This window comes from Allobosea sp. P4_C6 (genome assembly GCF_056402015.1).
Genome location: NZ_JBFUIF010000055.1, coordinates 1 through 20,135 on the forward strand (window position 1 = coordinate 1; position 20,135 = coordinate 20,135).

The window sequence follows — 20,135 nt, forward strand, 5'->3', positions numbered from 1 at the left end:
GTATTGGCATCGGGAGCCCAGGCTCAGACGTTGAAGACGGTGAAGGCGCGGGGCGTCCTGAGCTGCGGCATCGGCACCGGGCTCGCCGGCTTCGGCCTCGCCGACGCAGGCGGAACCTGGCGCGGCGTCAATATCGAGTTCTGCCATTCGATTGCGGCCGCGATCTTCGGCGATCCGGCGAAGGTGAAGTTCGTTTCGTTGTCCTCGAAGGACCGCTTCACGGCGCTGCAGGCGGGCGAAAGCGACCTCGTCTCCGCGACGACGACATGGACCATGTCGCGCGACGTCCAGGTCGGCCTGAATTTCCGCACGGTGTTCTACTATGACGGCCAGGGCTTCATGGTGAAGAAGTCCACGGGCATCAAATCCGCCAAGGAACTCAGCGGTGCCTCGATCTGCATTCAGCAGGGCACGACCACCGAGCTCAACACCGCGGATTATTTCCGCAAGAACAACATGAAGTTCGAGCCGGTGACCTTCGCCACCAACAACGAGGCGACGGAGGCATACGAGGCCGGCCGTTGCGATGCCTTCACCACCGACCAGTCGGGCCTCTATTCCGAGCGCTTGCGCTTCAAGGATCCGTCGGAGCACGTCGTGTTGCCCGAGACGATTTCCAAGGAGCCGCTCGGCTACGCCGTGCGCCACGGGGACGACCAGTGGTTCGACATCGTTTCCTGGGCGCAGTACGCGCTCGTGACAGCCGAGGAACTGGGCGTCACTCAGGCCAATATCGACGAGATGAGCGAGAAGTCAGACAACCCCGACATCAGGCGCCTGCTCGGCAAGGAAGGCGCCTTCGGCCAGTCGCTCGGGCTCGATAACGACTGGGCCTACCGCATCATCAAGACCGCCGGAAACTACGGCGAGATCTTCGAGCGCAATCTCGGGCAGCAGTCGCCGCTGAAGATCGCGCGCGGACAAAATGCGCTCTGGACGAATGGCGGCCTGCAATACGCGCCGCCGATCCGCTAGGCGAGCGCCGGCAGCTGCGCGTCGCGCGATCGACGTGCCGCTTTCCAAAAGATGGGCCCGGCCGCACTGCGGCTGGGCCTTTTTGCTCAAGCCTGTTTCACACCAGGGACAGCAGGGCTGGTCTCGCTGAGGGGCCCGCAGCTGATGCGTCAAAGTGGTTGTCGGCCGGCAAGCGGCCCGGACACTCACTCGAAAAGGGCATGCGCCTCGGGCGTGTATCGAGACAGTTTCTCGCGATCGATCACGACCCCCAGCCCCGGCAGGTCCGGTATGGTCAGCCAACCCTCCTCATCGAGCGCGAAGGGCTCGGCCAGGATGCCGTCGACATAGGGGCTGCCGCCGATGAACTCCACGAGGTCGGCATCGGGGAAGGCGGAGGCCATCTGCAGATCCGCGGCCAGGCCGAGCGCCGTATTCCAGCCATGGCCGACATATCGGATGCCGAGATCGTAGGCCATCCAGGCGATGCGGCGCTGTTCGGAGATGCCGCCGACCTTGGTGACATCCGGCTGGACGATGTCGACTGCGCCGGTGGTCAGCCAGGGGATGAAGCTCTGGCGCCGGGTCAGCACCTCGCAGCCGGCGATCGGCACGGGGGAGGATCGGCGCAATTCGCGGTAGTCGTCGATCGCATCGGGCCTGACCGGCTCCTCGAACCATCCGACCTCGTAGTCGGCCAGCATCTCAGCCGTGCGCTTGGCCCATTTCAGCCCGTGTGGCCACAGCGCGTCGCTGGCGCCGGCGTCGACGAAGAGCTTGGCGCGCTCGCCTGCGGCCTCGCGCGCGGCGCGCACGATCGCCTCGTCCAGCTTGACGTCGAGCGCGCGGCCAAATGGGCCCCAGCCGATCTTGAACGCCGTGAAACCTTTGTCGCGAAAGCCGGCGACCACATCCCTCATCGCATCAGGTTCCTCCATCAGGAGCGAGCAATAAGGCTGCACGCGTTCGCGATAGCGGCCGCCGAGCAACCGTCCGACGCTGAGTCCGGTGGCCTGGCCGAGGATATCCCAGAGCGCGATATCGATGCCGCTGATCGTGTGGGTCAGCGTGCCGCCGCGGCCCATCCAGAAGGTGTTCTGATGCAGCTTCTCGCTGACGAAATCGGGGGACAGCGCATCGGCTCCAATGAAGAGCGGCTCCAGCACCTTGAGCGCGGCCTGCACGAGGCGTCCGTCCGTGAAGACGCTGCCATAGCCGATGAGCCCCTGATCCGTGTGGACGGCGATCAGCGCGTGAATTGAATCCTCCGGCCGGATTTCCGCCGACCAACCCCCTTTCGGGCTTTCCCCGAAGAGAGGCGCCGCCTCGATGCGGGTGATCCGGAAAGGCGGCAGCCCCGGCCGGCTCCGCGCGCGCGTCTGCTGGATGGCCTGATCGGTCACTATGCGTCCCTTTCCCTGCGGCGCTGCGCGACGATGGCCTCGTAGTCCATCGCGTGGTTCATGACGGTGATGTGGTCATCGAGCGTGCGTGCGATCTCTTCGATGTCGCCGGCTTCGAAGGCGGCGAGCAGATCGACATGCTCCTCGACGACGCCGGCCATCGGCTTTCCGAAAGTCGCGAGGCCGAAGATGATCGTGCATTGCGGCGCGAGCGTCTCCCACAAATCGAGCGTGACGCTGTTGCCGCCGAGCTGGCAGAGAGCGCGGTGGAAGCGGGTATCGGCGACCGCAACGCCATAGGCGCTGCCGCGAGCCGCCATCAGCTCCATCTCGGAGACCGCGCTGCGCAGCTCATCGAGATGGCTACCGCGGTTTCGGCCTGCGGTGACGGCGCGCGCCGTTGCGCTGGCTTCCAGCGCGATGCGGGCCTCGATCAGGTCCGCGACGCGCTCGTTCGTGACCGGGCGCAGGCGGATGCCCTTATAGGCTTCGCTGACCACGACGCCCTGGCTTTCCAGCAGGCGCAGCGCCTCGCGCACCGGCACACGGCTCACCCCTAGTTTCCGGGCGAGCTCGACCTCGACGATGCGGTCGCCCGGCAGGATCAGTCCTGCGGCCGCGCCCGCTATGATCGCCTCGATCGCATGATCGACGAGGGTCTGGGGCTGGAGCGGCTGCCAGTCCGGGCTGGGAGGTCCAGCCCTTTCGATCGCCTCCGCGCGCTCGCCAGTCTCCGTCATTCAGGCCTCGCTCGAGTCTCGCTTGACACTTTGTATGATCGTATACAATCCTACAAACACAAGAGCAAGGAGGGGTTGGCCATGACGTCCGAGAGTCGGGTGCGCTGTGACATCGACTTCGAGGCATCGGGGCGACAGGCCGGCTATCTGCGCGCGCCCCTTTCCCGCAACACCTCTGGTTGGGGAACAGTCGAAATTCCCGTCGTCAGCGTGAAAAATGGCACCGGCCCCACGATCCTGTTCACAGGTGGGGTCCATGGCGACGAGTATGAGGGGCAGATCGCCATCTCTCGCCTCGCGCGCAGCCTCGATCCGGCCTCGGTTCAGGGGCGCGTCATCATGATCCCCGCCCTCAACATGCCCGCGGTGATGAACGACACGCGGCTCTCGCCCGTCGACAATCGCGACATGAACCGCTGCTTTCCGGGCAACCCGAAGGGCACGTTCTCGGAGATGCTGGCCCATTTCGTCGATGCGGTGCTGCTGCCGTTGGTCGACGTCTCGGTCGATCTGCATACGGCAGGCCATTCCGGCGATTCCGCGCTCTCGACCAATATGCATTATGTCGACGATGCCGGTTTGCGGGAGCGCACCATGGCGGCGGCTGCGGCGTTCGGCGCGCCCTACAATGTCGTTTTTTGGGGCGTCGACGAGGGCGCAACCCTGACCTCCTCGGTCGAGCGGCGCGGCATTCTTTCGCTCGGGACAGAGCTCGGCGGCTGGGGCCGCGTCAATGTCGAGGGCGTGCGCATCGCCGACCGGGCCTTGACCAACATCCTCAAGCATTTCGGGCTGATGGAGGGAACGCCGGATACCCGCCAGCGCGACGGCTCTCCCGAAACCCGCCACATGATGGTGCGCGATGCGTCCGGCTACTCGTTCTCGCCGGCAGGCGGCTTGTTCGAGCCGCGCAACATCGTCGGCGACATCTGTCGCGCCGGCGAGCTCGCCGGATACCTGCATTTCATCGAGGATGTCGACCGCTCGCCCCTTGAGGTCCGCTACCGCCGCGACGGCGTGCTGTGGATGTCGGCGGGACCGGGTCGCGTGCAGCGCGGCGATGTCGTCGCCGTGCTGATGGAGGATTACGACGCGCGGCGAGCCGCAGCCTGACTGTCTTCGTGCCTGACCATCAATCCGCAGGGGAGAAGAACATGGCAAAGCACATCATCCTCGGCGCCGCTGTCGCGGTCGCCATTGCCCTGGGAGGGGCGCCGGCCGCGATGGCCCAGCGCAAGGGTGGCGACGTCGTCGTCGGCATCAGCCAGGCGCCACCCTCGCTCGATGCGCAGATTACTTCGGCGCAAGCCTCCCGGAACATCACGCTCCACATCTTCGAGACGCTCTACGCCCGCGACGAGAACGCGAAGCCCGTGCCCGAGCTGGCCGAGGGCGTCACGGTCTCGGCCGACGGGAAGACCTATGTCTTCCCGATCCGCAAGGACGTGACCTTCCACAACGGCAAGAAGCTCGATGCCGGCGACGTGGTGGCCTCGCTCGAGCGCTATCGCAAGATCGGAGCCTCGCCGGCCCTGGTCGCCGCCATTGATGCGGTCAAGGCGAGCGGCGAGCACGAGGTCACGGTCACGCTGAAGCAGCCGCAATCGACCTTCCTCGACAATCTCTCGTCGCCGCGCGCCCCGATCGCGATCTATCCGGCGAGCGAGGCAGCCAAGGAGGCCGGCAAGATCGAGATCGTCGGTACCGGCCCCTACAAATTCGTCGAGTACAAGCCGGACAGCCACGTCAAGCTGACGCGCTATGACGGCTATGCGCCCAATCCGAAGGGAACCGGCCGCGACGGCTTCGCCGGCAGGAAGGAAGCTTTCCTGGACACCGTGACCTTCCGCTTCATGCCGGAGGGCGGAGCGCGGACAGCGGCGCTCGAAGCCGGTCAGATCCAGTTCAACGAGACCGTCGACGGCCCGACGGCGAAGCGCCTCGGCACCGATAACCGCTTCACCATCCACAAGGTGATGCCGTTCGGCCTGCAGGTCATCAAGTTCAACCAGGCTCAAGCACCGGCCAATGACGTGAACTTCCGGCTCGCCGTCCAGGCGGCGCTGGACATGGAGGAGATCATGGCGATCTCCTACGCCGACATCTATCAGCTCGATCCGAGCTGGCTCTATCCCGGCTCCGCCTTTTACGGGACGGCCGGCAGCGACAAGTACAACAAGGCCGATCTGAAGCTCGCCAAGGAACTGCTCGGCAAGTCCTCCTACAAGGGCGGCAAGGTCACCTTCATCGTCGACAACCTGCGCGCCAATGTCGACACCGCGACGGTGGTGCAGCAGCGGCTCAAGGAGATCGGCGTCGATGTCGACATCGCCGTCTCCGACTGGCCGACGGTCTCGAAGATCGGCTTCACGCCGACAGGCTGGACGTTCTGGACCCACGGCTTCGGCATCGAGCCCTTCGAGGGACCCGGATCGGTGATGGCGCCCTGGGTCAACGGCCTCTCGCAGCAGGCGAAGGACCCGGAGATCGACCGCATCGCCGCCGCCTTCAACGCCGAGCTGGACGAAGACAGGCGCAAGGCACTCTACGACGCCTTCCAGAAACATATGTACGACGCTGCAGTCGCCATGAAGGCCGGCAATTACGGCGTCTTCCAGGCCTCGACGGCCAAGCTCAAGAACTTCAAGCCCTATCGCATCCCCCGCATGTGGGGCGTCTGGCTGGAGCCCTGAGCGCGCGTGGTCGATGCCAGCCGTCATAGGCATCGGCCGTCGCCTCAACTGCGGCGTCATCCCGGACAAGCCGCGAAGCGGCGCCGATCCGGGATCCATGCCTGAACCTTCATCGGAAGCGTTCCGGAATGGATTCCGGGTCTCCCGGAGCCTGTCATCGGGCCGACGAAGGTCGTACCCGGTGGGTCGCCCGGGATGACCCGCACTTGTCAAAATGAAGCGCCAACGCTCGGAAGGAGGGCAGCATGGGAAGCTTTCTGATCCGCCGGCTCGCGGGCGCCTTCGTCGTGCTCGCGCTGGTATCGCTGATGTCCTTCGCGCTGATCTGGCTGGTGCCGGGCGATCCGGCGGCGGCCTTTCTCGACGCCTCGGCAACACCGCAGCAGATCGCCACGCTGCGCAGCGCGCTCGGGCTCGACCTGTCGCTGCCCCAGCAGATGCTGGGCTGGTACGGCCGCATTTTGAGCGGCGACCTCGGCCAGTCGATCCTGCTGAACCGCTCGGTGAGCGCCGCCCTGATCGAGAGGCTGCCGGTCACGCTCTCGCTGGCGGCGCTGGCGCTCGCCTTCGCCGTGCTCTTCGGTGTCGCTGCCGGAATCATCGCGGCCGTCAACCACAACCGCTGGCCCGATCAGGTGGTGATGACCACGGCTTTGCTGGGTCTTTCCGTGCCGGATTTCTGGCTCGGTCTCGTAATGGTCCTAGTCTTCGCGGTTTCGCTGGGATGGCTGCCGAGCGGCGGCTTCACACCCTCCATGGAATCGCCGGGAGTTTGGCTGCGTGGCATGATCCTGCCGGCCCTGACGCTGGGCCTCGTCCAGGTCGGCTTCATCGCCCGGATGGCGCGCGCTTCAATGCTCGACACGCTCGGGCAAGACTATGTCCGGACAGCCGATGCCAAGGGCCTGGCGAAGCTCGACGTCGTCCTGCGGCATGCCCTGCCCAATGCCATGATCCCGATCCTGACCGTCATCGGCATCGTCTCCGGCGCATTGCTGGGCGGCGCGGTCATCGTCGAGCAGGTCTTCTCGATCCCGGGGATCGGCCGCCTGATCGTCGGTGCGATCGCGTCCCGCGATTTCCCCGTGCTGCAGGGCGGGCTGCTTTTCCTCGCCGTCGTCTATCTCGCGATCAATCTTGTGGTCGACATCCTCTACGCCGTGGTCGATCCCCGGGTGAGGCTGTCGTGACGCAAGGCATACCGCTCGCCGGCCGCGCCGTCTGGGCACGCCTGCTGCGCAACCGCTCTTTCGTGATCGGGGCCGTGCTCGTGCTGGCCATGGTCTCGGTCGCGCTGCTCGCTGGCCTGCTGTCGCCGTTCGATCCTCTGCGCAGCAATATTCGCGCCCGGCTCGTGGCGCCCGACGCCGTCCACTGGTTCGGCACCGACCATTTCGGGCGCGACATCCTTTCGCGCGTCATGGTCGGGGCGCGCATCTCGCTCGCGATTGGCGCCTTCACCGTCGTGGTGGCCGGCATCGCCGGCACGCTCAGCGGCGCGGTCGCCGGCTTCTTCTACCGTCTCGACCAGCCGATCATGCGCGTGATGGACGCGTTGATGGCTTTCCCCTCGATCGTGCTCGCCATGGTCGTCTCGGCGGTGCTCGGCGCTTCGCTGGCCAATGTCGTGATCGCGCTCGCTATCGCGACGACGCCGCACACGGCCCGCATCGTGCGCGCTTCCGTGCTGCTGGAGCGGGAGCAGGAATACGTGTCCGCCGCCCGCTCGATCGGCCTCGGCGAATGGACCATCCTGTTCAAGCATGTGCTTCGCAATGCGGCCGGCCCGCTGATCGTGCGGCTGACCTATGTCTTCGCCATTGCGATCCTCGCCGAGGCGGCGCTGTCCTTCGTCGGCGCCGGTCCGCCGCCCCCGGCAGCCTCTTTCGGCTCGATCATCGCCCAAGGCCGCGACTTTATGCGCGAAGCGCCCTGGATCACGGTGTTTCCCGGCCTCGCGATCATCGTCTGCGTGCTCGGCCTCAACCTCCTCGGCGACGGCTTGCGCGACGTGCTCGACCCTCGCCTGAAATTCTGACCCGCCGGAGCCGCCCGATGAAGCGCATCCTGATCGCCGACTGCAAGCAGGAGATCTCCTCCTTCAATCCGCTGCCGTCGCATTACGAGAATTTCCTGATCGGCCATGGCGAGGGGCTCTACGACCAGCGCGGCAAGAACCAGGAACTCGGCGGCGCACTCGCGGTCTTCGATGCCCGGCCCGATATCGAGATCGTGCCGACGATCTGCGCCCGCGCCGGCAGCGCCGGGCTGCTCTCGGCCGAAGGCTGGAAGAAGCTGTCCGAGGAGATTCTGGCCGCGATCTCCGCGAAGCTTGACGGCATCGACGGCATCTATGTCTCGCTGCATGGCGCGATGGGCGCCGATGGCGAACTCGACCCGGAAGGCTACCTGCTGGAGAAGCTGCGCGAGCGGGTCGGCCCGGACATGCCGATCGTCATCTCGCTCGACCTGCACGGCATCCTTACCGACCGCATGCTGCGCAACGTCGACGGCTTCGCGATCTACTGGACCTATCCGCATGTCGATTTCGCCGATACCGGCCGGCGCGCCGCCGAACTGCTGCTGAAGCTGATGGATGGCGGGATCAAACCCGTCGCCGCCCGCGTGGTCATTCCCGCGTTGGTACGCGGCGGTGAGCTCATCACCAAGACCGGCTGCTATGGCGAGCTCCTCGCCGAATGCCGCCGGCTGGAGGAGGAGGGGCGGGCGCTCGCGGCCGGCATCATGATCGGCAACCCTTTCACCGATGTGCCGGAACTGTGCTCGCAGGTGCTGATCCTCACCGACGGCGACAGGGAGACCGCCGAGCGCGAGGCCATCCGGCTGGCGCAGGAGTTCTGGCCGCTGCGCTTTCGCATGCAGGGCAAGCTCGTGCCTGTTGATCGCGCCATCGGCCAGGCACGCAGCATCGACGGCCCCGTGATCTTCACCGATGCCGCCGATGCGACCTCGTCCGGCGCCTCTGGCGACAGCAATGCGATCCTGGCCGCGCTTCGAAAGGCTGGCTACGGCAAGCGCGTGCTGGCCCAGATCGTCGACGCGCCGGCGGCCACAGCGGCCCATGAAGCCGGCGTCGGAGTGACCGTGACGCTCACCCTCGGTGGCACGATCGATCCCGCCCGCTTCCCGCCGATGCCGGTGACCGCGACGGTCAAGCTGCTCTCGGACGGAGAGGCATCGCTGGAGACGATGAAGGCGCCTCTCCGGGCCGGGCCGACCGCCGTGCTGACTTACGACAACGTCACCGTCGTCGTGATGAGCCGCTCCGTCAGTCTGTTCGACCGTGCCATGTACTACGCCAACGGGCTCGACCCGGCCGATTTCGACCTGATCGTGGTGAAGTCGCCCCACACCGAGTTCCACATGTACGACCAGTGGTGCGCGCGGAATTTCAACGTCGACGCTCCCGGCGCAACCTCCGCGAACCTGAAGAGCCTCGGCCATCGCATCTGCGCCCGCCCGGTCTATCCGCTCGACGAGAACGTCTCCTTCGCGCCGCGCGCGACGATCTACGAACTGTGAGGAGCAAGCCTGTGCCCAGCATCGAAGCCGTTGACTTCTTCTATCTCGCCATGCCCGTGGTCACCGACGAGGCCGACGGAAGCCAGGATGCGCTGCTCGTGCGGGTGGCGGCGGGAGGCCATATCGGTTGGGGCGAATGCGAGGCCGCGCCGCTGCCGTCCATCGCTGCCTTCATCTGCCCCATGTCCCATGGAGTCTGCCGGCCGGTGGCGGATTCCGTGCTTGGCCAACCGCTGGAGAGCCCCGCGGACATTGCGCGCATCGCTGCGGCGGTGGCCTACAACTCGATGGACCTGCTGCAGGCGCCCCATACCTTCTCGGGCGTCGAAATGGCCTTATGGGATATCCTCGGCAAGATGCGTTCCGAACCGGTCTGGCGCCTGCTCGGCTATGGCAAGAGCACTCCAAAAACGCCCTATGCCTCCGTCCTCTTCGGCGACAGCCCGCAGGAGACGCTCGAACGCGCCCGCGGCGCCAGGAAACGAAGCTTCCGCGCCGCGAAGTTCGGCTGGGGCCCGATCGGCCGCGGCAGTGTCGAGGCCGATGCCGAGCATTTCGTCGCGGCGCGCGAGGGGCTCGGAGAGGATGGCATTCTGCTGGTCGATACCGGCCAGATCTTCATCGAGGACGTCGAGCGCGCGGCGGCGAGGCTGCCCGCCATGGAGAAGGCCCATGTCCTCTGGTTCGAGGAGCCTTTTCATGCCAGCGCGTTGGAGGCCTACGGGGCTCTCGCCAAGCGCAGCCGCAAAGTGCTTCTTGCCGGCGGTGAAGGCGCTCATAACGAATCCATGGCCAAGCAGCTTATCGACTATGGCGGCATCGGCTACATCCAGATCGATTGCGGCCGGATCGGGGGCATCGGCCCGTCGAAGGCGGTCGCCGATTATGCGGTGGCGAAAGGCGTGACCTTCGTCAATCACACCTTCACCTCGCATCTGGCGCTGTCGGCCTCGCTGCAGCCTTATGCCGGGCTCGCCGACCATGAAATCTGCGAATACCCGGCCATGCCGAAGCCGCTCGCAACGGCGATCACGGCCAATAACATCGAGCGCGACACACTGGGCAGGATCGCAGCGCCGGATGCTCCGGGGCTCGGAATAGAGGTCGATACCGCGGCGCTTCGCAGCTATCTTCAGGATGTTGAAATCGTGGTCGCAGGAGAGCGGCTCTATAGTACTCCTTCTCTCTGAAGGGCATACGGAACAGCCCCATCTGCGAGAAGCCTGATGACGACCTCTGCCTGCCCGCCGATAGATGATGCCGACTGGCCAGAAGCGATTGCCGGGATGAAGGGCGGTTTCGCCGGGGCGCTCAACGTCTATCGCACCATGGCGCACCATCCCGAGCTGCTGAAGGCGTGGGCGCCGCTGCGCCAGCATGTCGTCAAGGACAGCGCTCTCGGCCCGGTGCGCTCGGAGCTGGTGATTTTGCGCGCGGCGCATCGCATGGGCTCGCCCTATGAGTGGGCGCACCACGTCAGCCGTTCGCGGGTGCTCGGGATGAGCGACGAGCGCATCATCGCGATGCGTGGCATGCCGGAAGGTGAGGATGGGCTGATCGCGCGCGCCGTCGACGCTCTGTTCGACGACCGTCGCCTGTCGCCCGCCCTCGAAGCCGAACTGGCCGCCGCCCTCGGCCGCAAGGCCGTCTTCGACCTGATCGCGACGGTCGGGTTCTATTCGGTCCTCGGCTATATACTGATGACCTACGACACGCCGATCGACACTGCCGTCGCGGCGGAGATGGCCGAGCGGCCGCTCGCGGAAGCAGGCCCGCCTAAGAGCGACTGAGCGGGCTCGTTCGTCTAAGATCCCATCGGCCTCCACGCGTCGTCGTCGCCGAGTTCCGCCAGCGCCAAACAGAACGCGGCCTGCATCGCCGCATGGGTGAGAGCATCGGGCGCAAGCTCCCCGAACTCGCAATGCAATACCGACGTGCTGCCGCTTCTGGCCACCCCGACGAACACCCGCCCGATGGGATTGCCGTCCTCGTCCGACGCCGATCAGGCGGTCCCCGTGGCGATCGACGTTGTGCAGGGCGGCACGAAAACGTCGCCGTAAACCGGGAACTCCGATCCGGGGCGGGGGTTCATTGCGGGCAGCGCCTTTTCCGAAGGAGCCACCATGTCGGCGCAATCAAAGCGGGGAATCTCTCCGGGCATTCGCGACGAGGCCGAGAACAACCGTTTCGTGATGACGGTTCCGGGCGGGGAAGCCTTCGCTACCTACAGGCATCGACGACTATCTGGTCGTCTCGCATACCGAGGTTCCACAGACATTGCGCGGCCACGGTGTCGGCTCGGAGCTGGCTCGGGCGCTGTTCGAGCATGCCCGGGATCGTGGCGAGCGGATCGTCCCCGCGTGTTCCTTCATTGCCGACTGGGCGAGGCGGCATCCCGAGTATCAGGACGTTCTCGGCGGCCGGAAGGAGTCGGCGCGATGATCGATCATGTCTCCGTGGGAAGCAACGATCTGCCCAGAGCGCGGGCCTTCTACGACGCGGTGCTGGCTGAGCTTGGGCTGCGTCTCCTGAGCAGCACCGGCCGTTCGGCGGATTATGGCGTCAGCGGCATCCTGTTCAGCATCGAGGCGCCGGTCGACGGCAACCGCGCTTCCGGCGGGAACGGAACCCATATCGCATTCTCGGCCGGCAGCCGGGACGTGGTCGACGGCTTCTACCGGGCTGCCTTAGCCCGTGGCGGCGCCGATGCAGGCCCGCCGGGCCTTCGTCCCGAATATGACGCCCATTATTACGGTGCATTCGTCTTCGATCCCGATGGCAACAAGATCGAAGCCGTCACCCGCTCATCCCGGTGAACCCGCTCACTCAGTGAAGGAGCACGACATGCCTGCAAAATCCGCTGCCCAGCAGAAGGCCGCCGGCGCCGCGCTCGCGGCAAAGCGTGGCGATATGAAGAAGAGCGAGCTCAAGGGCGCTTCCAAATCGATGGAAAAATCTATGAGCGAGAGCGAGCTCGACAAGATGGCTTCGACCAAGCGCAAGGGAAAGCCCGAGCACAAGGCCAAGCATTGACATCATCGCGGCGATGGATCTGAAGAGGTCGGGAGGTCGCCACTAGCCTCCGGACGAACGCGCGTTTCAGTACGCGCTTCCGCGCCGGCGGAATGGCCTCGGTCCCGAGAGCTGCGTTTTGTGGCGCCGCCCGTTTCGCTTCCGCACTCGCTTTGCAATGATCGGTGCATGACCTCACCGCGCGAAACTGGAATTGCCATCGTTCCTGGCACGGCCTGCGGGCCAATTGTCGTGATGAAGGAGCCCCTGAGTTTCTGGGGCGGCGTCGATGCGTCCACCGGAGTGGTGATCGATGTGCACCACCCTGCACACGGCACTTCACTCGCCGGTGCGGTCGTGATGATGCCAGGCAGCCGTGGCTCCTGCTCTGGCTCCGGCGTGCTGCTGGAGTTGGCGCTTTCAGGCCAGGCCCCCGCCGCGCTGATCTTCGCCGATCCCGAGGACACGCTGACGCTTGGGGCCATCGTCGCGGCGGAAATGTTCGAACGCCGCATTCCGGTGATGCGCCTCTCGGACGACGCGTTTGGCAGGCTCGCATCCGCCGGGGAGGCGAAGATCGCGCCGGACGCCATCGTGGCCGATGGCGGACGCGTGCATATCGCTCTTTCGGCGGTGGGACATGCCGAACTGCATCTTTCCCCCGACGATCGCCGCTTGCTTGACGGGGCTGAAGGCAGCGCCGCGCAACAGGCGATGCGCATCGTCTGCGCCATGGCGAGCCAGCAGGGCGCGGCCGCGCTCGTCGATGTGACGCGGGCCCATGTCGACGGCTGCATCTATGCCGGCCCGGCCAATCTGGTCTTCGCCGAGAAGATGGAAGAGCTCGGTGCGCGCGTTCGCGTCCCGACGACGATGAACGCGATCTCGGTGGACCACGCCAATTGGCGCTGCCAGGGCGTGGCGCCGGCCTTCGGTGAACCTGCCGCGCGCCTGGCCGATGCCTATGTGCGGATGGGGTGCCGCGCGAGCTTCACCTGCGCTCCCTATTCCCTGCCGGATCCGCCCGGCTTCGGCGAAGCGATCGGCTGGTCGGAGTCGAACGCCGTGATCTTCGCCAACTCCGTCTTGGGAGCCCGGACGGCGAAGCATCCCGATTTCCTGGATTTCTGCATCGCCGTCACCGGCCGCGCGCCACTCGCCGGCGCCTTCCTCGATGAGGGAAGGCGTGCCCGGCGAGCGGTGAGGGTGGAGGTGCCGGACGGAGTGGACGGCTCGGCCTGGCCCTTGATCGGTTATCTCGCCGGGCTGGCCTCGCCCGATCGCATTCCGCTGATCAAGGGCCTCGCGAAAACCCGTCCGATGCAGGACGATCTCAAGGCACTCTGCGCCGCTTTCGGCACGACCTCGGCGGCTTCCATGCTGCATATCGAAAGCATCACGCCGGAGGCGGAAGGCCTTGGAAGCAACCCGGAGGACGAGGTCGTCATTGACAGCGAGGCCCTCGCAGCCGGCTGGCGGAAACTGAATGACGGCCCGGCGCGTGTCGATCTCGTCGCCATCGGCAGCCCTCATGCCTCGCTCGAGGAATGCCGAGCCGTTGCCGAACGGCTCAACGGACGTCCTGTCGCCGAGAATCTCTCCCTCATCATCACCGCCGGGCGAGATGTCGTGGCGGTGGCCGAAGCCGAGGGAACGCTGGCAAGGCTCCGGAACAGTGGCGTCGGCGTGATTCCCGATCTCTGCTGGTGTTCGATCACGCGCCCCGTCTTCCCCGAGCGGGCGAAGGTGGTCCTGACCAACTCAGGGAAGTACGCCCATTACGGGCCGGGGCTTTCCGGCTGCACCGTCAGGCTCGGGACGCTCGACGACTGCATCAAGGCGGCCGTTACAGGCTCTGCAGCAGCCCGGTTGCCGGGGTGGCTTTCTGCCGCGAGGATATCGGGGCGGGAGCCTCCCCGGAGCTGAGTATACGAGGCCGGCCGAGCGCGGCTTGATATCGCGCAGACCGAGCGGCCATGAACGGGCGGAACAGCTCGGCTTTCCCGGGCAGCCGCCGGCCGCGCTCGACGGCGGTCAGTGGTGGATGGAGGAGCCGTCCAGGGGGCTCGCCCGAATGAGCGCCAGCTCGGACGCGACGGCATGAGGCGGAGCGTCGCTCTCGGTCCTGAAGGCGCGCCTCAGCCAGCCATTGGCATCGACCAGAATCTGTGCGGGTGGCGAGGGGCTCCCGGTCAATTCCGCCAGAGCTGCCGACAAAGGCAGCGGATCCTCGACAGGGCATCGCTCGGCGGCGCCATCGGCCTGAACCTGCGCGTTCGCGCCATGCTCGTCGTGCCCCAGCCAGAGCTGCAACGGCTTCCCGCCTCCCGGCGTGACGACGACGCCCCCCTCGCAGCGGGCGGCGAAGCCCGGCATGCGCGTGACGCCACCCCAGCGCATGTCGGAAGGGATGAAGATGCGGGCGCCGGCCCGCAACCGGATGAAATCGATCAGCGACCAGATCGCTGTATCCTCAAGCTGCGTCGCCGGCGGCATCGTGCCGATGCCGTGCCGGATCGACCAGAACAATTCCCCACCCGGGCGGCCGGCGATCAGCGGCGCGGAAAGATCCGGCGGCCAGACGGACTGTGCGACAGCAACCGGCCCACGGCCACGGGCATCCTGGCCATGGCAGCTTGCGCAATCGCGCTGGAACAGCTCGCGCCCCGTCGCGACCCATCGTGCGCCATAGCCGGTGGGGGAGAGCTGGAAGGTCGTCGGAACGGCCGCGGCGACATAGGGGCGCCAGGGCGGCAGCTGGATGGAGGCCAGCACGGCCACTCCGGCGAGAAGGGCAGGCCAGCGCAGCTTCCTCGCGAGGGCGGCAAGGGTGAAAAGCGCCAGCGCGATCACGGCGGGAGCCAGCAGCCGGAAAAGCCCGTCGCGCAGATAGGCGTCTTCCCATAGGCCCGGAACCGGCCGCAGCGAGAAAGGCCAGATAGGCTGCTCATGGATTGCCGGCGGCTGGCTGGCCAGCGCGGCGGCAACCGCAACGGTGGCCAGCCCCACGCCAGCTTCGGCCGCGATCGACAGGGCAAGGCCGCGCGCCGAACCGCTGGATTCGGCAAGCGGCACGAAGCGGAAACGGTTTGCAGCCGCCAGCAGCAGGAGGATGCCGAACAGGGCAAGCTTGGCGAGGGCGAGCTTGCCGTAGTCTGTGCCGAGCGTCGCCGCCAGCGTGCCGACGAGTGCCTGTGTCTGGAGGAGGGACGTGGCCGCGAGCACGGCTACGCAGGCCATTCCGAGCGGCGTGAAGCGTCGTGCGAGCGCAGGCGCCTCCATCGGCAGCAGCAGGCAGGCTGCGAGCAATGGCAGCAGCGATCCGAGCCAAAGACCCGCCGCCAAGACGTGAAGGCCCAAAGCCGCCGTCGTCCATCGATCGGTCGCGGCGCCATGCCCCAGCCAGCCCTGCAGCAAGACGGCAATTGCCAGCACGGGCAGAGCGGCCGATCCGGCGCGCCCACTGCTGCGCAGGAGCCAGATCGTGAGAACCAGCAGGCTGGCGCGCAGCAGCAGCGCCTGACCGAAGAGCGTCTCGGCAATGGTCCGGGCCGCCTCGATGCTGTCGACAGGCCGCCCCAGCATCGCGCTGCCTTGCAGCCAGAACCACGCCGCGCCGCTGGCGAGGGTGACAAGCACGGAGAGCCGGGCGTAGGAGACAAGGCCGCGAAGCAGCGCCTCGCCGGCCGAAGTGGTGGCGAGCGCGCGCCGCGACAGCAGGCGAAAGGCCTCGGCGCCGAGGCCGGACAACAGGGCGGCGAGGTGAAGCCAGCGGATTGCCGGCAGCGCCGCCCCAATCAGCGCATCCACATCACGGCCTGACGGTGAACCGATACTGGCCGGTGACGCGGTGGGTATCGACCGAGGTTGCAGCCCACTCGACGGTGTACGCGCCTGGCGGAACTGTCTCGAGCAGGACTTTCAACGCCTTGCGGTCACCGGGCACGGCTTCGGCCGGAGCGGCACTGACGGTCTCGCCGCCTGCAGTCTTGACGGTGATGCTGCTCAGCTTGACCTCCAGATCCTCCGTGAAGCCGAGAATGATCTCGTTAGGCGGTGCGACCGTCGCTCCGTCGGCCGGCGAGGCGGTCTTGAGATGCGCATGGGCGAAGGCCTGCGATGAGGCGAGGGCGAAGGCGAATGCCAGCCCGAGACGTCGAGACATGGACCGATCCTATGATTGAAAAGCGGCGGCGCGGGCTCACCAGCTCGCGTCGAGCCCGAGATGGGCGAGGGCCTGTCCGCGCAGCTCCACGAGGCGCGGGTCGCCGCGATGGCGCGGATAGGGCAGGTCATTGATGATCTCGGCCTTGATCCGGGCCGGGCGCTCGCTCAGCACGATGACCCGCTGGGCTAGGAACAGCGCCTCCTCCACGTCGTGGGTGACGAGCAGCGTGGTGAAGCCGCGCTGGCGCCAGAGTTCGGCGATCTCGGTCTGCATGGCGATCCGCGTCAGCGAGTCGAGCTTGCCGAGCGGCTCGTCCAGGATCAGCACGTTGGGATCGTTGACAAGCGCGCGGGCCAGCGCCGCGCGCTGGGCCATGCCGCCGGAAAGCTGGCGCGGGAAGGCGCGCTCGAAGCCGGCGAGCCCGACCGTCTTCAGCGCGTCGTCGACGCGGCTCTTCTGGGAGGCCAGCAGGCCACGCGCCTCTAGCCCAAGCGCCACGTTCTTCCAGACCGTGCGCCAGGGATAGAGCGTCGGGTCCTGGAACACCACGACACGGGACGGGTCGGGCGCCGTGATCAGCTCGCCGGCGGCTGCGATGCGGCCTTGCGATGGCTGTTCCAAGCCGGCGACCAGCCGCAGCAGCGTCGACTTCCCGCAACCGCTCGGCCCGAGCAGGGCCACGAACTCACCCGCCTTGATGTCGAGGTCGATGTCGTCGAGCACTGGCAGGGGGCGGCCTTCGAGATCGAAGGCATGCGAGACGCCTTCGATGGCGAGGTCGGCGCCGCGCGACGCAGCGGTGCCGCGTGGCGTCGAGACCGCAAGCTGAGCGGCTACCATTTCACCACGTCCTTCTGCCAGCCGAGCAGCCGGTCGCGCGCGGCGAAGAGCAGCGTGATCAGGCTCGAGAAGATCAGCGCCATCACGATCAGCGCGCCATACATGTTGGCGTAGGCCGCCCAGCCCTGCGCCCATTGCAGGTAGTAGCCGAGGCCGGATTTTACGCCCATCATCTCGGCCGCCACCAGCACCGAGAACGACGCTCCGAGGCCCATGAACAGGCCGACGAAGACATGCGGCAGCGCGGCGGGGATCGCGACCTTGAAGATCAGGAAGGCACGGCCCGCGCCCAGCGTGCGGGCGACATCGTAATAGGCCTTGTCGACGCTGGCGACGCCCGACCAGGTTAGCACCGTGACCGGGAACCAGGTCGCGAGCGCGATCAGGAAGATCGCCGCCGAGAAGCTCGACGGAAAGAAGAAGAAGGCCATCGGCAGCAGCGCGGTGGAGGGAATGGGCCCGAGGAAGCGCAGCACCGGGTGGACCCAGTAGCCGAGCCCGCGCGACCAGCCGATCGCCACGCCGGTGACGAAGCCGGAGATCGTGCCGAACAGGAAGCCGAGCGCGAGCAGGCGCAGGGAATGAAGCACGCTCTCGCCCAGCCGCGGCCAATCATCGGCATAGACCTCCACCAGGGACGAGGGAGGCGCGAAGAAGGGCACCGGCAGCACGCCCAGCTTCGCCGTCAGCAGGTCCCACAGGCCCACGAAAAGCGCGAGCACGACGAGCCATGGCGCAGCCCTGGCGACTCTTGCGCCGAGGGGCGGCCAGAAGGCACCGATCGTCGTGGCGATGGCCAGCAGGGCCGCCCAGCCGGCGAGCCCCAGATTGGTTTCGGTCACGTAGAGCGGTTCGGCGAAACCGACCTTCTTGTTCGCGAGCAGCGTGACGGAAGCGGCCACGGCGGTCCAGGCGGCCGTGGCAAGCGCGCCACGTGCCAGGACCGAGCCGTCGACCTGCAAGCGCGGCCGGTCTAAGTTCGACGCGGAGCCGGTCTGTTCAAACGGGGACATTGGGCACGATCTTCTGCGCGAAGGCCTTGGCGTCGGTGTTCTTGCGGATCACGTTGACGAGCTTGAGCTGTTCGGTGAACAGGGCGACATCGTCGCGTAGCGCCGCTCCGGTGGAGTGGTGGTCATGCGTGTGGCTGCGCAGGATCGCGGCCACGGTCTCCGGCGTCACCTTGGCCGGAACGAAGGGCGCGAAGATCTCCGCCGTCTTGTCGGGGTTGGCCGCCGTCCAGGCCTGCGCCTCGACGATGGCGCGTGAGATCGCGGCTGCGACCTGGGGCTGGTCGCGGATCAGGGCGCCGCGCAGGCCGAGCACGCAGCAGGTCGACTTGGCATACTGGCCTTCGAGATTGGTGGCGAGCTCGACGAGCTTGTCGCGCTCGCGGATGAGGTAGAGATGCGGGTCATCGCCTGCCAGCGCATGAACCTCGCCCTTCTTCAGCGCTTCGCCGAACAGGTCCTGCGGGTACTGCACCCAGCTGACGTCCTTCTCCGGATCGAGCCCGATCTCGGCGAGGCGGATGGCGAAGAAGTTGCGCACCGGGCTCGCCGGATCGGTCACGGCGACGGACTTGCCCTTCAGGTCCTTCAGGCTGCGGATGCTGGCGTTTTCGGGAACCAGCAGTCGCATGCAGCCGCCATGGGTGCCGACGGTCAGGCCGACATCGAAGCCCTGCTCGAGCGGCTTGAGCCAGCGCAATGCCATGCCGATGCCGCCATCCGCATGGCCGGTCGCGATCGCCTGCAGCAGCGCATCGGTCGGACCGCTGAAGTTCACCGGCTCGACATTGAGGTTGTACTTCTCGAACAGGCCCTGCTTGAGCGCGACCGAGATCGGCGACTGGCAGACGGCCGTCTGGCCCCAGGCCAGCTTGATCGTCTGCCGCTGCGCGAGCGGCGTTGCCTGGGCGAAGGCATGATGTCCGGCGAAACCGGCAAGCGGAGCGGCGGCAAGAGCGGCGGCTCCGCGCAGAAGCGCGCGACGGGAAGGGAAGGCGGTTTGCAGGGTCATGGTGGCTCCTTGCCGCCGACTGGCGGCTGCATGATGTTTCAGGAGTGGGGTCAGGCCGCGGCGCGGCTCACGGGAATGCGCTCGACGGTGCCCCGCACCTCGGTGCCGCGCCGGAGCAGGTTGAGGATCGGGCAGAAGCGCTCGACGGCAGCGTTGAGTGCGTCCAACTCGGTCGCATCCGTGGTCAGCCGCACCGTGTAGGAAAGATCATGCGGATAGACCGGCGTGTTTTCGAAACCGGGCGTGCCCGCACGCGGATCGAGCTGTCCCTGCACTTCGACCGAGACATCCTGCAGATCGATCTGCTGGTCGGCCGCCTGAATGAGGTAGGTATGCGTCAGGCAACTCGACAGCGCGCCGAGCAGCAGTTCCGGCGAGCTCGGTCCGAGATCGTATCCCGCGAAATCGGGCGGGCTGTCGCTGATGACCTGGAAATCACGGATGCGGATTCGCCTGACGCCGCTGCGCCCCTCTGCACCGGCCTGGGCTTGCAGGCGTTGCGGACGCGCCTCCGCGGAGCGGGCGTAAGCCTTGCGACGCAACAGGGCTTCGCGCTTCTGTGCGAGATATTCCGTGAGATTGGACATGGGCGGCGGCTCTGCGCGTATTGGTTGATGGAGCGCCTGGACAAGGCGCGCTCGTTCGGCGCGCAGCCGCGGGAAACGGCTGAGCGGAAGAAGTCGAGATTCCAGCGCTTTGGTCGGTATGGGTCGTCGCCCGAGATATCGGACGCTGCCGACCGGCGGTTCAGTGCTCCGAC

Annotated in this window: 20 protein-coding genes; 12 read left to right on the forward strand and 8 right to left on the reverse strand. The window is 66.7% G+C overall.

The window, feature by feature from the left end:
* Positions 1-3 precede the first annotated feature (3 nt).
* A complete protein-coding gene (locus AC1DVA_RS23520) occupies positions 4-975 on the forward strand; it encodes an amino acid ABC transporter substrate-binding protein (RefSeq protein ID WP_476807474.1) in 972 nt (323 codons plus the stop codon).
* A 185-nt stretch (positions 976-1,160) separates the two neighbouring features.
* Here the strand turns inward: AC1DVA_RS23520 and AC1DVA_RS23525 are convergent, their stop codons facing one another.
* Positions 1,161-2,357, reverse strand: a complete 1,197-nt coding sequence (locus tag AC1DVA_RS23525) for a mandelate racemase/muconate lactonizing enzyme family protein (protein ID WP_476807458.1) — start codon at positions 2,355-2,357, stop codon at positions 1,161-1,163.
* Positions 2,357-3,097 carry a GntR family transcriptional regulator gene (locus AC1DVA_RS23530; protein WP_265053097.1) on the reverse strand — a complete coding sequence of 247 codons (741 nt, stop codon included), beginning with the start codon at positions 3,095-3,097 and terminating at the stop codon, positions 2,357-2,359. The genes AC1DVA_RS23525 and AC1DVA_RS23530 overlap by 1 nt, the downstream gene beginning before the upstream one ends.
* Before the next feature lie 81 nt (positions 3,098-3,178).
* On the opposite strand from AC1DVA_RS23530, the gene AC1DVA_RS23535 reads away from it, so the two are divergent.
* The 11 genes from AC1DVA_RS23535 (at position 3,179) to lhpI (ending at position 14,271) form a co-directional block, all read left to right on the forward strand.
* The gene (locus tag AC1DVA_RS23535; protein WP_476807459.1) at positions 3,179-4,210 is read left to right on the forward strand and encodes a succinylglutamate desuccinylase/aspartoacylase family protein; all 1,032 of its coding nucleotides are present in this window, start codon (positions 3,179-3,181) and stop codon (positions 4,208-4,210) included.
* A gap of 41 nt (positions 4,211-4,251) precedes the next feature.
* Positions 4,252-5,790 (forward strand): ABC transporter substrate-binding protein, encoded by a 1,539-nt coding sequence (locus AC1DVA_RS23540; RefSeq protein ID WP_476807460.1) that lies wholly within the window; start codon positions 4,252-4,254, stop codon positions 5,788-5,790.
* Positions 5,791-6,035: 245 nt separating this feature from the next.
* On the forward strand, positions 6,036-6,980 hold the full coding sequence (locus AC1DVA_RS23545; protein ID WP_476807461.1) for an ABC transporter permease: 945 nt from the start codon (positions 6,036-6,038) through the stop codon (positions 6,978-6,980).
* On the forward strand, positions 6,977-7,828 hold the full coding sequence (locus AC1DVA_RS23550) for an ABC transporter permease (protein WP_476807462.1): 852 nt from the start codon (positions 6,977-6,979) through the stop codon (positions 7,826-7,828). The genes AC1DVA_RS23545 and AC1DVA_RS23550 overlap by 4 nt, the downstream gene beginning before the upstream one ends.
* 17 nt (positions 7,829-7,845) lie before the next feature.
* Positions 7,846-9,333 carry a M81 family metallopeptidase gene (locus AC1DVA_RS23555; protein WP_476807463.1) on the forward strand — a complete coding sequence of 496 codons (1,488 nt, stop codon included), beginning with the start codon at positions 7,846-7,848 and terminating at the stop codon, positions 9,331-9,333.
* Between the two features lie 11 nt (positions 9,334-9,344).
* Positions 9,345-10,523, forward strand: a complete 1,179-nt coding sequence (locus AC1DVA_RS23560; RefSeq protein ID WP_476807464.1) for a mandelate racemase/muconate lactonizing enzyme family protein — start codon at positions 9,345-9,347, stop codon at positions 10,521-10,523.
* Positions 10,524-10,559: 36 nt separating this feature from the next.
* Positions 10,560-11,123, forward strand: coding sequence for a carboxymuconolactone decarboxylase family protein (locus AC1DVA_RS23565; RefSeq protein WP_476807465.1), 564 nt, complete (start codon positions 10,560-10,562; stop codon positions 11,121-11,123).
* 454 nt (positions 11,124-11,577) lie between these two features.
* Positions 11,578-11,775, forward strand: coding sequence for a GNAT family N-acetyltransferase (locus AC1DVA_RS23570; protein WP_476807475.1), 198 nt, complete (start codon positions 11,578-11,580; stop codon positions 11,773-11,775).
* A complete protein-coding gene (locus tag AC1DVA_RS23575; RefSeq protein ID WP_476807466.1) occupies positions 11,772-12,149 on the forward strand; it encodes a VOC family protein in 378 nt (125 codons plus the stop codon). The genes AC1DVA_RS23570 and AC1DVA_RS23575 overlap by 4 nt, the downstream gene beginning before the upstream one ends.
* A gap of 28 nt (positions 12,150-12,177) precedes the next feature.
* Positions 12,178-12,366, forward strand: coding sequence for a DUF3008 family protein (locus AC1DVA_RS23580; protein WP_265053106.1), 189 nt, complete (start codon positions 12,178-12,180; stop codon positions 12,364-12,366).
* A gap of 168 nt (positions 12,367-12,534) precedes the next feature.
* Entirely contained in the window at positions 12,535-14,271 is a 1,737-nt protein-coding gene (gene lhpI, locus AC1DVA_RS23585) for a cis-3-hydroxy-L-proline dehydratase (RefSeq protein ID WP_476807467.1), read from the forward strand.
* A gap of 108 nt (positions 14,272-14,379) precedes the next feature.
* Here the strand turns inward: lhpI and AC1DVA_RS23590 are convergent, their stop codons facing one another.
* From AC1DVA_RS23590 to AC1DVA_RS23615, 6 genes are all read right to left on the reverse strand, one after another.
* Positions 14,380-16,155: a CopD family protein gene (locus AC1DVA_RS23590; RefSeq protein WP_476807468.1), complete on the reverse strand. Its 1,776-nt coding sequence runs from the start codon at positions 16,153-16,155 to the stop codon at positions 14,380-14,382.
* Between the two features lies 1 nt (position 16,156).
* Complete coding sequence (gene copC / locus AC1DVA_RS23595; protein WP_476807469.1) at positions 16,157-16,510, reverse strand: copper homeostasis periplasmic binding protein CopC; 354 nt, start codon at positions 16,508-16,510, stop codon at positions 16,157-16,159.
* 36 nt (positions 16,511-16,546) lie between these two features.
* The gene (locus tag AC1DVA_RS23600; RefSeq protein ID WP_476807470.1) at positions 16,547-17,353 is read right to left on the reverse strand and encodes an ABC transporter ATP-binding protein; all 807 of its coding nucleotides are present in this window, start codon (positions 17,351-17,353) and stop codon (positions 16,547-16,549) included.
* A complete protein-coding gene (locus AC1DVA_RS23605) occupies positions 17,347-18,366 on the reverse strand; it encodes an ABC transporter permease (protein ID WP_476807471.1) in 1,020 nt (339 codons plus the stop codon). Before AC1DVA_RS23605 ends, AC1DVA_RS23600 begins: the two co-directional genes overlap by 7 nt.
* Positions 18,353-19,375 (reverse strand): ABC transporter substrate-binding protein, encoded by a 1,023-nt coding sequence (locus tag AC1DVA_RS23610; RefSeq protein ID WP_476807472.1) that lies wholly within the window; start codon positions 19,373-19,375, stop codon positions 18,353-18,355. The genes AC1DVA_RS23605 and AC1DVA_RS23610 overlap by 14 nt, the downstream gene beginning before the upstream one ends.
* A gap of 50 nt (positions 19,376-19,425) precedes the next feature.
* Positions 19,426-20,135 (reverse strand): OsmC family protein (locus AC1DVA_RS23615; protein WP_476807473.1); only part of this gene is annotated, 710 nt, incomplete at its 5' end.